Raw genomic sequence first — 15546 nt, forward strand, 5'->3', positions numbered from 1 at the left:
TTCCTATCCGAATCAGGCAGGAGGGATGCTGCGGATAGGATGAGGAGAAAACCGGTTAACCCAATAACTGACGGAAGTCCTTGTCTAGCAATTCCAGAGCATGGACAATCTGCTCCTGCTGACTGACAGCCCAAGCTTCATGCTCGGCAATCGCTTGGTCAGAACGCGCGATCGCTTTGTTGATTTCGCTCTTTTGCGGACCGCCCGATGTGCGGCGGTTCTCAATAATGGTTTTCGGATTCAGCGTCGTTTTAAATTCCTCTTCGTTCATGGGGCAGACTTCGCTAGCCGACGGGTATTCCGTTTTAATGACATGCGCGTATATCTCTTTGACCTGGGCGTATGGGAAATTTGTCGGGTTGTAGCCATTTGCCTTCGCATAAGAGACAATCTGGCTTGCGACATGATGGCCGACGCGGAACGGCAGTTTGTATTCACGCATCAAAACATCCGCGATTTCCTGCGAGGCGGTCCAATCGCTGTTCAGCTCTTTGAGCGCTCTCTCCGGGCTGATCTTGAGTGCGTTGAGCATCTTGTCAAACTGAGTCAGCATCTTGATTGTGCTTGAAACCATCGAGCTGTTGGCAGGTACGCGCTTCGGGTCAATCATTCCCGGAATGATGTTGTGCGCTCTGAAAACCGCAGCCTGAGCCTCTCCAAGAACCCCGCTTGCCGCTTCGCGAACTCCGAACATAAGGCCGGGATTCCTCTTCTGAGGCATCGCAGAAGACACATAGGTATTGTCGCCGCCCTCCTGCAGGAGAATCCAGGGCTGAGGCTGGGCGTACTGCACAGAAACGTCCTGAACAAAAGTGCCGACATGAAGCGCGATTGAGGTCAGGATTGATGAGAGTTCGGTCGGTTCATCGACCGGTTTAATCTGAGCGGCGTCATATGCGTCTTCGACGGGGCCGTCAAAACCGAGATACTCAGCGATTTTCTCGCGGTTAAGCGGCCAGCCGGTTCCGTTAAGAACGGTTGTTCCCATCGGACAAAGATTTAAACGCTCATAGAACTGTTCGAGCCGTTTGCTGTCACGCTTGAAGCCGGCAAGAAAGCCCTGCAGGTAATGCGCATAGCTGTTGGGCTGAGCGGCAACACCGTTGGTGTAGTTCGGGACGATGGTCTCCGTATGGTCTTTAGCAAGCGTGTTGAGGATCCGCATGCTGCCGACAAGCTTGCGGGCCAATGCAAGAACGTTGTCACGCATGATGGTGGAGTAATAAGTCGCATGCATGTCCTGACTTGAGCGACCGACGTGAAGCATGGTTGCGTCAAGGCCGGCGGCTTCGATGAGGAGCGGCTCGTACTTGATGACACGTGAGGGTCTCAGAGCTCCGGGCTTACAGCCGTTCTCAATGACTTGGCAGATAGCCTTTGCAATTTTTTTTGCAGTTTCCTCGGAAAGGATGCCTCGCTCGCGGTTTGTAATGACCGAGGCTTTGTTTATTTGGCTAAGCCAGAAGAATTCGTCTTTCGGTTCTTTTTTTAAGAAAGGGGCTGCGGTCTGATTTGCCGCCGCAGCTGTCAGATCGTTTCCTTTCATAGTGGTTATGAGTGGTTTGAGGTTGGTTGTTGTTATGTGTGGTTTGTGATGATTCGTTATGAGATTGATGCTAAAAGTTTTAACTGATTCATACAATGCATTGATATGCAACTTATTACTTGCATAAAACGCAAATAATATTTAGCAATAATTTGCTTGAACAGCTGTCAGATTAAGCCTCTAAAAATGCGTTCCCTGATGAACTCTTGTGTTATGACAGGAGCTATTTCGAGAAGATGACTTGTTCTGGAAAAGAAATTCCAATTGAGTTGATCGATCGGGCTGCTGTAGTGTGGTTCTAATTTTCGAAAATAGTGAATAGCAGGTATTCAATTTTTTTTCTGCCTCTCGTCACAATAGATGAGGTTCGTGAATCTTAAGGAGAATCTCATGGGAAAATTTAAACTCTCAGTAACAGCTTCGCTGTTTTCAATTTGTATTGCTTCGTCTGCTTGGGCAACTCAGATTATTGATACTGACTTAGTTATTGTTGGCGGTGGACTTAGCGGAATCTCTGCAGCTGCAAGGGCAACAGAACTAGGCGTAAAACCGGTTGTGTTGGAAAAGACATCAATTCTTGGCGGGGCAGGTAATTTTCCGGAAGGTTCTTTGGGCCTGGGAACGAAGTATCAGAAGGAACACGGTATCACTTGGGATATACAAAAAAATATCGATCGTTTCCTTGACTTTAATCATTTTCGAACAAACCCCGCAGTGATTCGTCAGCTCATTGGGCGGTCTGGCGAGACAATTGATTGGGTTACAGATAAAGGCGTTGAGATAAGAGGAATCCGCACTCTTTGGCCGCAGGGCGAGTCTTACAACTGTTGGCATCTCTTCAAAGGCGGGGCTTCGAATGTAGTTGCAAAGCTCAGTGATCAAGTGAAAAAGAACGGTGGTACCGTCCTGCTGCAGACTCCGGCTCAAAAGCTAATTAACCGTGACGGTAAAATTGTTGGTGTTGAAGCCGTGAATACAAAGACTGGCGAAAAAGTTATAGTCCATGCTAAGAAAGTTATCCTTGCGAGTGGTGGATTTGCTGCAAATAAAGGAATGATTGAAAAGTATGTGACTGACTCATCGGACCTATCCGTTTCAGAACCAATCCGCTTGAGAAGCGCTATTGGTGACGGCCGCACTGGAGACGGCATCAATATGGCGCTTCGTGTGGGTGCTTCGGTTGCCAATATGGAAAATGTTGTGGGTAATGCTCCGTACCTTCCCGAAGAGCCCTTGATTAATCAATTTAACGGCGCCGATTACCTTAAACATGGAAGATGTGCTCTTGTGCAGCCCTGGCTTTGGGTAAACCGTGACGGCGAACGTTTCTACAATGAGTCTCGCGGATCTCTCTTTACCGATGTATATGCGGCGATGACGAATGCCGGCGGTGTTATGTACACGATCTTTGATCAAAATAAACTGGATCGCTTAATGCATGACGGCGCACTTATTCCCTTTAACGCGATTGTTCCTGCCGGAACTAAATTGACAGAGCTTCCGAAAACTTTTGAAGTTGGAATGAAGAACGGCTGGGCATTTAAGGCTGATACGATTGACGATTTGGCGCTTCAGATTGGTGTTCCCGCTGAGAATCTGAAAAAGACAATTGCTCAAATAAACGAATTTGCCGATCAAAAGAAAGACCCGGAATACGGAAGAAATCCTGCTCACCTTGAAAAATTCGATTTGAACAAAGGGCCGTTCTATGCTTTAAAAGGAATCCGCACTTATTTCCTAACGTTGGGAGGAATTAGGATAAACAAGAATTTTGAAGCTCAGAACGCTCAAGGTGACTCCATCCCGAATTTATATGTGGTCGGTGCGGATATGGGAGGATTGTTTGACAGTACGGACGATTTGAAGGTCGAAGGGGCGACATCTTCCTTTGCGTTGACTTCCGGCAGGATTGCTGCTGAACGCGCTGTTGAAAGTTTGAAGTAAACAAAATAAAAAACCGGGCATAATTGATGAAAAATTATGCCCTTTTCTATGGACTTGAATCTTGCACTTATCTTCTATGAGCTTTACGCCTGCCGAAGCATAAGTAAGGCGGCCGCAAAGCTTGGTTCATCGCAGCCTACAGTCAGTAGAAGGCTGCAGGAGCTTCGATTGGTTTTCGAGGATCCTCTTTTTATATCTAATGGCCACGAGCTGTCTCCGACAAACAAAGCAGTTACCATTTATCCGGAGATATCCAAACTTATTGCAGACGCAAATGCAATTTTCCATCAAGCTGAAAACTCGAACGTCAGCAAGGTTGTCATAGCCTGCTCGGATGATTTTGAGTATTTCATTGGACCTAAAATTATTGAGGAATTTTCCAAAAGTCTGCCTGACGTTCTGGTGATTTTTCATCAAGTGAATACTCTCCTTGCTGAGCAGATAATTATCGATCGCAAAGCGGATTTCTGTATTACCGCAGGTGGAACACACAGCAACATTGTTGCCAGAGAAGGCTTTGGCACTCATAAAGATGTCTGCCTCTATCAAAAACCAGATGGGTCCTCAGACAATCAACTTTCTCTTTCTCAGTATCTAAAAATGGAGCACTTTAGTGTGCACTTCGGGGGTTCTGAAGGCGTGTCGGACGAAATACTTCGTAGAAATGGCTTTAAAAGAAAACTTGTCGGCCTGACTTCTCATTATTGCGGCATTGAGCGTTATATATTGGGAACTGGGAGAGTGGTTTTGGTTCCTGTTTATGTTGCTAAGCTGCTATGTGCCCAACACCCGGACCTTGTCTATTGTGATATCCCTTTTAACAGCGTCAATGATCCGGTGGAACTTTCTTACCGCAAAGACTCCCTTAGGTCTAAATTTTTCAAGAAGTGCAGAGACGTACTTGTGAAAGTTATGAAATCAACAGACTGGAATTGAGGCGTTGAAGATAACGGGAGCTGTCTGGTTGTTTAGCTGATTTTTAACGATCAAACTCTTCTTTGGTTGCGTACAATGGAGCCAGCTATCAACGTGGATTAGATGACATGCTGAGAAATAATCTGGGAAACTTGAGGTATTTCATCGCTTTTGCCGAGCTTCAAAGAATTTCAGCTGTTGCCGTCAGGTTTGACGTGAATGAGTCAACGGTCAGCCGCGCTTTGCGCGCCTTCCAAGAGGAAGTTGGCCATCCCTTGTTTAGCCAAAACGGACGCAAGCTTAATCTGACGGATTACGGCCTGATGGTCTACAACCGATTGAGCGGTCCGCTGAAGTCTTTAGACGAAGCCTATGACAATATCTCCAAAGTAGAGCATGAGATTAAGGGAACAATCCGTCTTTCTACGGCGGCAGGCTTTGCAAGTACGCATTTGGTGAATCTGCTGGATCGCTTCTGTGAAATTTATCCGGGCGTGCGCTTTGAGACCCGCGTTGATTCCGGCTTGACCGCGCTCCGATCCTGCAAAGTGGACATCATTACCTTAACTTCTGTTCCTGATAAGTCTGATGATCTGGTAATGATAGAAAGAGGAATCAACACGTACGAAGCGGTGGCGTCTCCCGATTTTATTGAGAAATTCGCTCCGCTCGATACTGTGGAGGATCTTAAAAAGGTTCGTGTTTTTGCATACGGAGGCCGCGAGCGTGAATCCACTAAATTTCTTTATCGCGGAACTGAGAAAAAACCGATTGTCTGTTTGGACTACTTTTCTTCCGACAGTCTGTGGACAATAAAAAAAGCCGTCCTGGAAGGCAAAGGCGTCGCGATTGATATTCCAAGATTCTTCTGCCTTGAGGAAATTGAAAAAGGGACTCTTGTGCCGATTCTCAGCAGCTGGAGAAAACCGACCGCTCCGCTTTTTACGGTTCTGACGAAGACATCGTGGAACACGCCAAAGTTCAGAATCTTTGCTCAGTGGTTTTCCGAGGAAAGCCGAAGGATTTATCAGTCTCGGCGGCTATAATAATTCGATTGGAAGCGGCATAGGCAATAACAGCTGCAGATAGTGAAACGAGCGAGCGTGGTCCCGCTGGTTGGACTCTAGATGCCAAATCGGAGCTCTGAGGGATGGGACTTTCGGCGTCGAGAAAAAAATAAACTCGCAAAATCCTTTGCAAATTCTCACCGCGCATTGTGAAGTTCCGCTCTTTTTCCGCTTGTCAACACGGGACGAAGAGATTCCAGGACAGTTTCGTAAGTGTCGCAGCCTCGGTGTTCTTCTTTTATATCCGGTCTAAAAACACCCGCCCCCCCCCCAGCGGAAAACTAACGGGGCCTTTTACTCAGGTGCTAGCAGTAAAGCATAAGAATCAAAGTTAATGAGAAATCGCAAGACTAACTTTATACTAACGTTTAAGGTTTTCAGGTAGATGGTAAACCTTTTTCTTTGAGCGCCCAGGGATTGCAGCCTTGGGCGTTTTACTTTGGTTTTTGCTTCGATGGTTGAGCGGGTGACGAGAGCGAAACCTTTTAATTCGTCGTTTGGTCACTTCTAGGCAAGCGTTTCGCAAAACTTCTAAATTCGTGTAGAATCCCATATCTCAAGTGCACGGTTAGCTCAGGGGTAGAGCACTGCCTTCACACGGCAGGGGTCACTGGTTCGAAACCAGTATCGTGCACCATTTTTTGCAAAATCAATAAATTAGCTTAAAAATTCTGTATAAAATCTGCAAAAATCTGCGGATTAATGCCGACTTTAGCGGCCTCCTTTCCTCTTTAAAACATTTACAAAGCTTGTGCCATATTTGGTCACCGTCTTTGCCATAGAAAATCAACGAAACTTACACTAGCCTCCGTTGCGTTTTAATAGGGGCGGCGGTGACGCTGGTAACTAGATGAAAAGACAGCAATTCTTAAAATATGTTTCAGTTCTCAGTCTGACAGCTTTAAGCGGCTGCGCAGATTATGGTAAAAAAAAAGGCGGCCCCTGGCTGGGCGCCCGGGCCCAGGGTCCGGTGATCGACAAGACGGGCGACCCAATCCTCCAAGGCCTGATCCAAACCGTTGGCACTAAGTTTAAGGCGCAGCAGTTCAGTGATCCTAAAACCGGCAGGATCCTTAACTATTCACTCTATACGCCTGAACACCTTGTGAGAGGTAAGAAATACCCGTTGGTGCTTTTCATGGCGGATGCGAGTACTCCCGGCCGCTCTATTGATGCAGCCATAACTCAGGGCTACGGAGCCTTGGTATTTGCAGAGCCTGATTTCCAAAGCAAGCATCCCTGTTTTGTTCTTGTCCCTGAGTATTCAGGCGTCACGGTCAACGATTCATATGAACGAACAGAGGAAGTGGATATGACCATTCGTCTGTTGGAATCGCTTCTCAAAACTCTTCCGATTAACCGGCGCAAGCTTTTCACAACCGGTCAGTCAATGGGGGGCATGATGTCGATGTATTTCATGACCCAGTTCCCTGGATTGTTCGCGGCAGGTATGTTTGTGGACTGTCACTGGGATCCTAAAACTTACGATAAGCTGCTTGATGATAAGTTCATCTTCTTTGCTGCCGGAAAAGACGGATCTGCCGGACAGCAAATTCAAAAGATACTCGATTTGCTGAGAGAGGATGAACTTCCTTACAGTGCGGCCGAGTGGAGTGCAAAACTTCCGGAAGACGAACAGAATATGCTCGCCCAAGAACTCTTCCAAAGAGGAAACCCGATAAACTTCATCGTATTTACCTCTGGTTCAGTCCTCCCTCCGGAGGGAGGAAGCGAACATATGTATAGTTTTGATTACGCTTATAAGATTGGCGCCGCAAGAGATTGGCTTTTAAATCAGCAACTCGGTGCGCCGGTGAAATATTAGAAAGGAAAATCATTCTCAAAAAAAACCGACTCGTACGAGTCGGTTTTGTTTCATTTAAGCAACAAAAATTAATAGTACGGGAAAATACTTAAAGTTTGCCTTTAGAATGAATATGTATGTGATTGATATAAATTAATCTAAAATAATCATATAAATAAACGAATTCTTCTACATAAGAAAACAGCTTTTTCTTCGTCAGAAAAAACAGCCTTTTGAAGGTTTGTTATCAGAAAGGGCGGTTAATTCAAAAAAATATCTTATTTTGATTAATAGGAATGTTTCTTATTATCAATTACACATTAAGGCAAAATTATGAAATTCTCTAAGACACTCCTTGTAGCTGTCGTCATGACAGCCGCTCCCCTTGCACTTGCTGAAAGCAACGTAACGCTTTACGGTTTTATCGATGGAGCGGTTGCGGTTCAGAAAGAAAAAGGCCGTACCGCTACCGTTCAGCTGATGGACGGCGTTGCCGGGGGCAGTGTTTGGGGTCTTGAAGGAACCGAAGAACTCGGCAATGGCTACAGCGTCGGTTTTAACCTCGAAAACTCCTACACCATGGATGACGGTGCGGAAGGTGAATCCGGACTTGCCTGGGCTAAACAGGCTTCTCTGAATGTGAGCGGCGGATTCGGCACCCTTGCGTTCGGCCGTATCGGCGGCCTCGCTTCCTATGAAGGAACTTATTCCATTTGGGATGCGTCTCCTTTCGGAACGGATTATCTTCAGATTGGTCTCGGAAACGCTTTTGTTACTGGGCAGATCAATAACAACACCGTTCATTACAGCTTTCCGGAATTCAGCGGCCTGCAGCTTCATCTGCAGTACTCCAACGGTACAGAATCCGATACGCAGAAATGGAGCCGCAACGCCCATTACTTCGGTATCGGCGCAACATATGAAATCGGCGGCCTCAATCTCGCCGGTATCGTCGAACGCTTTGACAATAAGGGCGAAGACGATATGAAACCGACAATGGTTTACAACCTGAGCGCGGCTTACGACTTTGAAGCCGCTAAGGTTTATTTCGGCTATCAGTACGCTTCTCATTTTCACGGCTTCGATCAGTCAGAAGACTGGGTCTTCGCCGGCAAAGGTCTGAATCAGAACGCTTTCACGCTGGGAGCGGAAGTTCCTGCCGCGGGCGGTACTTTCAAGGCCGCGGTTAACTACGGCTTTGGCAAGATTAAGTCTATGGACAAGGTCACGATGGAGGATGCGGACGCTGCGCCCGATCGTGACAAATTCGATCGTCTCGGTGTCGGCGCGGCCTACGAGTACCCGCTCTCCAAACGCACGATGATTTACGGCTGGGGCGCGTGGCAAAAGGGCGGCAAAGCACTTAAGACCGCTGAAGTCCGCGGTGACTTCGAAAACTGGAGTCTTGGCGTAGGCATGCGCCACGAATTCTAAAAACAGAATGGGACAAAGGAAACACACATGGCATTCCAGGCTTTGAGACTGACCGATTTATCAGCCGATCAAAAAGCAATTGTCGCAAAAGTGAATTCGTCGGATAAAAACGTTATTCGACAGCTTCGCGAACTTGGACTGCAACGAGGCGTTTCCGTGATCGTCCTTGCGAATAATCCCGGCGCGCCGCTTCTGGTTGCCGTCGGCGACGGCAGAATTGCGGTCAACCGGGATATCGCAGACTTAGTCAAAGTCGTTCTGTCTGATAAGTAAAAGCGAGGTGGAAATTATGAAACTTCACGAATTCGTTCCCGGAGAACGCGGAAGAATCACAAAAATTCTTCCCGGCAGCAATGAATACCGCCGAAGACTTTTTTCTATGGGAGCTCTTCCCGGAACTGAGTTTGAGGTAAGCCGAGTCGCACCTTTGGGAGATCCGGTGGAAATCAAAATCCGCGGTTCCTTCCTGAGTGTTCGGAAGGCCGAAATTAATGTCCTGGAAGTTGAAAAAATATAGGCGGCCATCATGACCCAAAAGAATATCGTTGCCATCATAGGCAATCCCAACTGCGGAAAAACAACTCTTTTTAATGTGCTGACTGGCGCGAAACAGTCTGTCGGCAATTGGCCTGGTGTTACGGTAGAAAAGAAAACCGGCGGCTTCAATATCGATAAACGCGAAATCACGCTCGTCGACCTTCCCGGCATCTACTCGCTTCAGCCGAGCTCTTCCGTCAGTGAAGATGAAAGAGTGGCGCGCGACTATGTCGCAAGCTCTGAAGCGCAGGCTATTATCAATATCGTCGATGCTTCTAACCTAGAACGCAACCTTTATCTGACCGCTCAGCTTCTGGAACTTCAAATCCCGATGGTTGTGGTCGTCAATATGCTTGACGTCGCTAAGACGCACGGTCTTGAAATCAATCTTGAGAAACTTCAGGATGAGCTTGGCTGCCCGGTCGTCGGTATCGTCGCGAGTCGTAAAAAAGGTATTGAAGAGCTCAAACAGGCACTCGATAAACAACTGAGTGAGCCGGAAGCGGCCGACAATCCTATCGTCTTCAGCGCGGATATTGAAAATGCGATTACCAAGGTTGGCGCAATTCTTGCTAAACAAGCTATTCCGAGATCCAGATGGGTCGCGGAACAGCTTGTTGAAGGCGACGCGGAGATTCTAAAAGTTTTCCCGGGTATCTCCATTGATGAAGCCGAGCCGATCCTACAGGAAATTGATACTAAATATGACGGAGACGTCGATATGGCGATGGCTGATGTTCGTTATCAGTTCGTCTCTAAAGTGTCTCAGCAGTCAATCGTGAGAACCGGTCAGGCCGGTCAGACGCTGACTGACAAGATCGATAAGGTCGTATTGAATCGCTGGCTCGGTATTCCGATTTTCCTCGGTGTGATGTACCTGATGTTTATCTTTGCGATTAATATCGGTTCAGCGTTTATAGATTTCTTCGATATCCTTTTTGGAGCGATCTTTATTGACGGATTTGGAGAGCTGCTGACATATCTTGGCACTCCTGAATGGCTTAAGACCATTCTTGCCGACGGTATTGGCGGCGGTATTCAGTGTGTCTCGACATTTGTGCCGGTGATCGCGTGCATGTTCTTCGCGCTTTCCTTCCTTGAGGATTCGGGTTATATGGCGAGAGCGGCTTTCGTTATGGATCGTTTTATGCGAGCTCTCGGACTGCCCGGCAAATCTTTCGTTCCACTGATCGTTGGGTTCGGCTGCGGCGTGCCTGCCATTATGGCGTCCCGCACGATGGAAAAGAAATCCGATCGAATCACGACTGTTCTTATGGCTCCGTTTATGAGCTGTGGCGCAAGACTTCCAGTCTACGTTCTTTTTGCCACAGCTTTCTGGCCGATGAATGGTCAGAATCTGGTGTTCGCGCTTTATCTCATCGGTATTGCAGTTGCTGTCGCGACAGGCTTTATGCTGAAGAGAACGGCGCTTAAGGGCGAGTCGGGCGCATTCCTGATGGAAATTCCGCCGTACCATCTGCCGACATTAAGAAATCTTCTGCTCTCCACTTGGGATCGTCTGAAAGGCTTCGTGGTCCGCGCAGGTAAAGTCATTGTCGTCCTCGTCGCCGTGCTCTGCTTCCTGAATTCTTTAGGAACTGACGGAACGTTCGGCAACGAAGACTCTGATAAATCCGTTCTTTCTCAGATCGGCAAGACAATCGTTCCGGTGTTCAAGCCGATGGGTATTCAGGAAGAAAACTGGCCGGCCGCCGTTGGCGTCTTTACCGGAATTCTCGCGAAAGAAGCAGTGGTCGGCACACTCGACTCTCTTTATTCCTCCATGGATGAAAAAACAGCGGAGGGAGAAGAAGCTAAGGAAGAGGGTGGATTTAATCTTGCAGAATCCTTTAAAGAAGCTGTTGGCTCTATCTCCGAAAACTTCGGTGACATCGGTGCGTTCTTCACTGATCCGCTGGGTATCTCGGTTGACTCCGACCTTTCCAATGTCGAAGAGCAGGCTGAAGCTCAAGAAGTTAAGTCTTCTACGATTGCTTCCATGAACCGTCTCTACGACGGAGAACTTGGTGCTTTTGCCTATCTGCTGATGGTTCTTCTGTACCTCCCGTGCGGAGCTGCGATGGGCGCTGTCTATCGAGAAGTCGGAACCCGCTGGGCGCTCTTTGCCGCCTTGTGGACAACTGCTGTCGGATATTGTTCGGCAACGATCGTCTACCAGGTCGGACGCTTCTCTAATAATCCGGCCTACGCCGGTGTCTGCATCGTCCTTAGCGTTGCTGTCATTACCGCGATCGTTCTCGGACTGCGCAGAGCAGGAAAAGAAGAAGACAGAAAAATTGAGGGCGCTAATTACGCCGGTGCCTAATTAATTGTCAGAGGGGCTGAGAGAAGACAGCTCCTGCTCCGGGCGCGGAACGCTGAATTAACAGCGCGACGCGTCCGGTTATTTTTTTGCAGTGCCTGCCAAGGCTCCGACAGTCAGCGCATCTTTGAAGCAACTTGTTTGCGAAAAATGCAAAATGGATATTTATAAAACGCACAATTTTTGCTAGTGAAAACCATCAATCTATAGCCTTCGGCTGAATGTCAAGAAAAAGGATTTTCTCTAAAATTATCAGAGACAACATCCTGACAGATATAACTTTTTAATCAACCTCAAATCGATTAGGCACAAGCATGGAATGGTTAACAGCCCTATGGACGGACCAAAATTCGGTAGGGCATATTCTTCTGGTCTACGCGCTCGTTATTACCGTTGGCACGATACTCGGCCGAATTAAAGTTTTTGGCATCTCTCTCGGAGTGACTTTCGTTCTTTTTGCAGGTCTTGCCGCCGGCTATCTCGGTCTGACCGTGAATCAAACGGTTCTGCATTTTCTGAGGGATTTCGGACTTATCCTCTTTGTTTTCTTCATCGGTCTTCAGGTTGGTCCTTCGTTCTTCTCGTCATTTAAAAGCGGCGGCATTCAGCTCAATCTTCTGACGCTTCTCGCAGTCGGACTGAGTCTCGTTGTAACGATCGCTTTGTTCTTCATGTTCTCCGACAGCGTCTCACTGGCTCAGATGCTCGGTGTGTATTTCGGCGCTGTAACCAATACGCCGGGTCTTGGCGCGACTCAGGAAGCGCTCAGTATGCTGGACTACAAAGGCGAGGATATCGCTGTGGCCTATGCGTGCGCCTATCCGCTCGGTGTCGTCGCGATTATCGGTACGGCGATTGTGATTCGTTTGGTTTTCCGCATTGATCTCAAAGAAGAGGACAGAATGTGGGAAGAGGCGGAGAAGGAGAATTCGGACGTGCCGATCTTTTTCCACGTCGGTATTGTGAATCAGGGTCTGGAAGGTAAGCGCATCGAACAGATTCGTCATTTTATCGGCCGTCCCTTTATTTGCTCCCGTCTGTTGCATGACGGAGAAATTATCAGTCCGCACGCGGAAGACGTAGTTCACGTCGGCGACGTCATGAGAATTGTCGCGGCCGAAGAGAACAAGGACGCAATTGTGACCTTCTGCGGTAAGGAAGAGACGGACATTGATCTGGCGACTGAGAGCTCTCCGATTACCGCTAAAAACATCCGCGTGACGCGTGAGGAAGTCAACGGCATTACCGTTCATGATTTGCACCTGAGCCGCTATGACGGAGTCAATATCACACGTATCTTCCGTGCAGGCATGACGCTCTTTCCGTATACGAATCTGACGCTGCAGCTTGGAGACGTCGTCTACTGCGTCGGCCCTGAGCGTTCTATTCGCCGCCTTGCCGACAAACTCGGCAATCAGGAAAAGAAACTCGATCATCCGAACCTGATATCTATTTTCCTTGGTATTGCGGTCGGCATTCTTTTCGGAAGTCTTCCGATTGCGATTCCGGGCATGCCGGTTCCGTTGAAACTTGGTTTGGCGGGCGGCCCGCTCATTGTCGCGATTCTGCTGGGCTATTGGGGGCCGCGTCTGCATTTGGTGACCTACACCACGGCTTCTGCGAATCTGATGCTTAGAGAGCTCGGTATTGCGCTCTTCCTTGCCAGTGTCGGTTTGGCTGCCGGAGCTCCGTTCGTAAGAGCGATCACTGAGGGTAACGGAGTGCTCTATGCGGTGCTCGGTCTCTTTATCACGATTATTCCGCTCATCATCGTCGGATGCGTTGCGCGCGTCGTCTATAAGCTCAACTACCACCTGATTGTCGGCATGATCGCGGGTGCCACGACCGATCCTCCGACTTTGGCCTATGCGAATACGCTTTCGGAAAAGAGCTGCTCGGCGATTGCATACTCTACGGTTTATCCGCTTGCGATGTTCCTGAGAATTCTTTCCGGACAGTTCGTGCTGCTGATTCTCTGGCAGTTCGTCAGCTAGTGAGAAGCGAACACAGGATAGGGGCCTTCGGGCCTCTTTCTTTTTAGAACCCGAAAACTCGGTCCGTTCTCCGCCCACATCTGTATTTGCCGTGATTTGCAGTAAAACGCATTGGTAAACCGCGCTCCTTTTATGCGCGGTGAACAATGGACTCGTTTAGAACGAAAATCCTCATACTGAATCCGAAGCGCATCTGTAAGCGTTAAAATCAATCTTTATGTCTCGCAAATGGCGGGAAGTTAACTATTTAAGGTTTTGTTTGGAAAAGACTATGTTTACGAAAGTTCGTACTCGAATCGCTCCCAGTCCGACTGGAATGATGCATCTTGGAACCGCCCGTACTGCAATCTATTGCTGGGCTGTCGCCCGTCACTTCGACGGAGAATTTCTTCTTCGCATCGAGGATACCGATCAGGAACGTTCCACGGCTGAAGCGACACAGGCCATTCTTGACGGAATGAAATGGCTGAACCTCGACTACGACAATAAAGAAGTCGTTTACCAAATGAACCGCCTTGAGCGCTATCGTCAGGTTGCCAACGACCTGCTCGAAAGAGGCTTGGCATACAAAGACTACACAACAAAAGAAGAGCTTGATCAGCTGCGTGAAGAACAGAAGGCCCGTGGTGAAAAACCCCGTTATGACGGGCGCTGGCGTCCTGAAAACGCGGTCGGTAAAGAAATTCCGGCCGGTGTCACTCCGGTGATCCGCTTCCGTAATCCGGACGACGGCATTGTGACATGGAACGATGCGGTTTATGGTCCGATCAGTGTTTCTAATACCGAACTCGATGACCTCGTCATTATGCGCGGCGACGGCATTCCGACCTACAACTTCGCTGTTGTGATCGATGACTTTGACATGCAGATCAGCCATGTCATTCGCGGTGCCGACCACATTAACAACACTCCGAGACAGATTAACCTGTACAAAGCGATCGGCGCTCCGCTGCCAACATTTGCGCATCTGCCCCTGATTCACGGCGAAGACGGCAAGAAGCTTTCTAAGCGCCGCAACGCCGTGAGCGTAATGCAGTATGACGAAATGGGCTTTTTGCCGGAGACGCTTTTCAACTACCTGGCTCGTTTAGGCTGGGGCCATGGCGACGATGAAATGTTCACGCGCGAACAGCTTGCCGAATGGTTCGATCTGTCCGACTGCAGCCGCTCTCCGGCCCAGTTCAATATGAAGAAGCTTCTGTGGCTTAACCATGAGTACATGAAGAAGGCCGACAACGCTCGTCTGGTTGAGCTGCTCAAGCCCAGACTGGAAAAACGCGGTGCGGATCTTTCTAAGGTTAAAGACCTTTGTGGCCTGGTCGGCTTCCTCAAGGAACGTGAAAACACGCTTGAGGCTCTGGCTGACGCTTCCATGCTCTTCTTTGCGGATAACCCTGTTGACGCCTCTTCGCTTCCCGGACTGCTGAAAGATAAAGAAGAGGCCTCTTTTGAAGCGATGAAACTCTTCGTCGAGAAAGCGCCTTCCATTGACTGGGAAAAAGACAATATTTACGGCCTGATGAAAGAAATCATGGACGAAAAAGGCGTCAAGGTTCTGCATCTTGCTATTCCGCTTCGTGTGCTTGCAACGGGAGCCGAAAAAACTCCGTCAATCGATGCAACACTCCAGTTCATCGGACGTGAAAGAGTTCTAGCGAGACTGAAGGAAGGCATGGATCAGTGGGCTAAACAGCGCGCTGGAAACTAATTTTTACTTTTTATTGAGCGAATATTGATGGCGGAGTTGACAGGAATTAAATTCTTCCTTAATATCGCTCTTCTTTCGGGGGTATAGCTCAGCTGGGAGAGCGCTTGCATGGCATGCAAGAGGTCAGCGGTTCGATCCCGCTTACCTCCACCAAGTTTTTAGCATTTCGGCATTAGCCGGGAAGCAGATTGTCCTCATCGTCTAGAGGCCTAGGACACGACCCTTTCACGGTCGGTACCGGGGTTCGAATCCCCGTGAGGACGCCACTAAATTT

At 48.4% G+C, this 15546-nt stretch carries 11 protein-coding genes and 3 tRNA genes; 13 read left to right on the forward strand and 1 reads right to left on the reverse strand.

Translation table 11 applies throughout. The annotated features are described in order from the left end of the window. Positions 1-55: 55 nt before the first annotated feature. Positions 56-1546 carry a lyase family protein gene (locus tag AC6I1F_RS02275; protein ID WP_289172192.1) on the reverse strand — a complete coding sequence of 497 codons (1491 nt, stop codon included), beginning with the start codon at positions 1544-1546 and terminating at the stop codon, positions 56-58. 390 nt (positions 1547-1936) lie between these two features. On the opposite strand from AC6I1F_RS02275, the gene AC6I1F_RS02280 reads away from it, so the two are divergent. From AC6I1F_RS02280 to AC6I1F_RS02340, 13 genes are all read left to right on the forward strand, one after another. Further along, on the forward strand, positions 1937-3490 hold the full coding sequence (locus tag AC6I1F_RS02280) for an FAD-dependent oxidoreductase (RefSeq protein ID WP_251569426.1): 1554 nt from the start codon (positions 1937-1939) through the stop codon (positions 3488-3490). A gap of 36 nt (positions 3491-3526) precedes the next feature. Continuing rightward, positions 3527-4426, forward strand: a complete 900-nt coding sequence (locus tag AC6I1F_RS02285; RefSeq protein WP_289172194.1) for a LysR family transcriptional regulator — start codon at positions 3527-3529, stop codon at positions 4424-4426. 107 nt (positions 4427-4533) lie between these two features. Further along, positions 4534-5451 carry a LysR family transcriptional regulator gene (locus tag AC6I1F_RS02290; protein ID WP_251452484.1) on the forward strand — a complete coding sequence of 306 codons (918 nt, stop codon included), beginning with the start codon at positions 4534-4536 and terminating at the stop codon, positions 5449-5451. 583 nt (positions 5452-6034) lie between these two features. Continuing rightward, positions 6035-6109 (forward strand) — tRNA-Val (locus AC6I1F_RS02295). A 213-nt stretch (positions 6110-6322) separates the two neighbouring features. After that, positions 6323-7297 (forward strand): carboxylesterase family protein, encoded by a 975-nt coding sequence (locus tag AC6I1F_RS02300; protein WP_251452486.1) that lies wholly within the window; start codon positions 6323-6325, stop codon positions 7295-7297. A gap of 312 nt (positions 7298-7609) precedes the next feature. Further along, positions 7610-8710, forward strand: coding sequence for a porin (locus tag AC6I1F_RS02305; RefSeq protein WP_289172195.1), 1101 nt, complete (start codon positions 7610-7612; stop codon positions 8708-8710). Positions 8711-8737: 27 nt separating this feature from the next. Then, entirely contained in the window at positions 8738-8983 is a 246-nt protein-coding gene (locus AC6I1F_RS02310) for a ferrous iron transport protein A (protein ID WP_289172196.1), read from the forward strand. 16 nt (positions 8984-8999) lie between these two features. Continuing rightward, on the forward strand, positions 9000-9227 hold the full coding sequence (locus AC6I1F_RS02315) for a FeoA family protein (RefSeq protein ID WP_160335632.1): 228 nt from the start codon (positions 9000-9002) through the stop codon (positions 9225-9227). 9 nt (positions 9228-9236) lie between these two features. Further along, the gene (gene feoB / locus AC6I1F_RS02320) at positions 9237-11573 is read left to right on the forward strand and encodes a Fe(2+) transporter permease subunit FeoB (RefSeq protein WP_290432532.1); all 2337 of its coding nucleotides are present in this window, start codon (positions 9237-9239) and stop codon (positions 11571-11573) included. 311 nt (positions 11574-11884) lie between these two features. Then, positions 11885-13564 (forward strand): putative transporter, encoded by a 1680-nt coding sequence (locus tag AC6I1F_RS02325; RefSeq protein ID WP_160335634.1) that lies wholly within the window; start codon positions 11885-11887, stop codon positions 13562-13564. A 271-nt stretch (positions 13565-13835) separates the two neighbouring features. Beyond that, positions 13836-15272, forward strand: coding sequence for a glutamate--tRNA ligase (gene gltX, locus AC6I1F_RS02330; RefSeq protein ID WP_289169118.1), 1437 nt, complete (start codon positions 13836-13838; stop codon positions 15270-15272). A 77-nt stretch (positions 15273-15349) separates the two neighbouring features. Next, positions 15350-15425 (forward strand) — tRNA-Ala (locus AC6I1F_RS02335). 37 nt (positions 15426-15462) lie between these two features. Next, positions 15463-15538: transfer RNA gene (locus tag AC6I1F_RS02340), tRNA-Glu, on the forward strand. Positions 15539-15546 lie beyond the last annotated feature (8 nt).

This window comes from Parasutterella sp. St.1A3, from assembly GCF_059728705.1.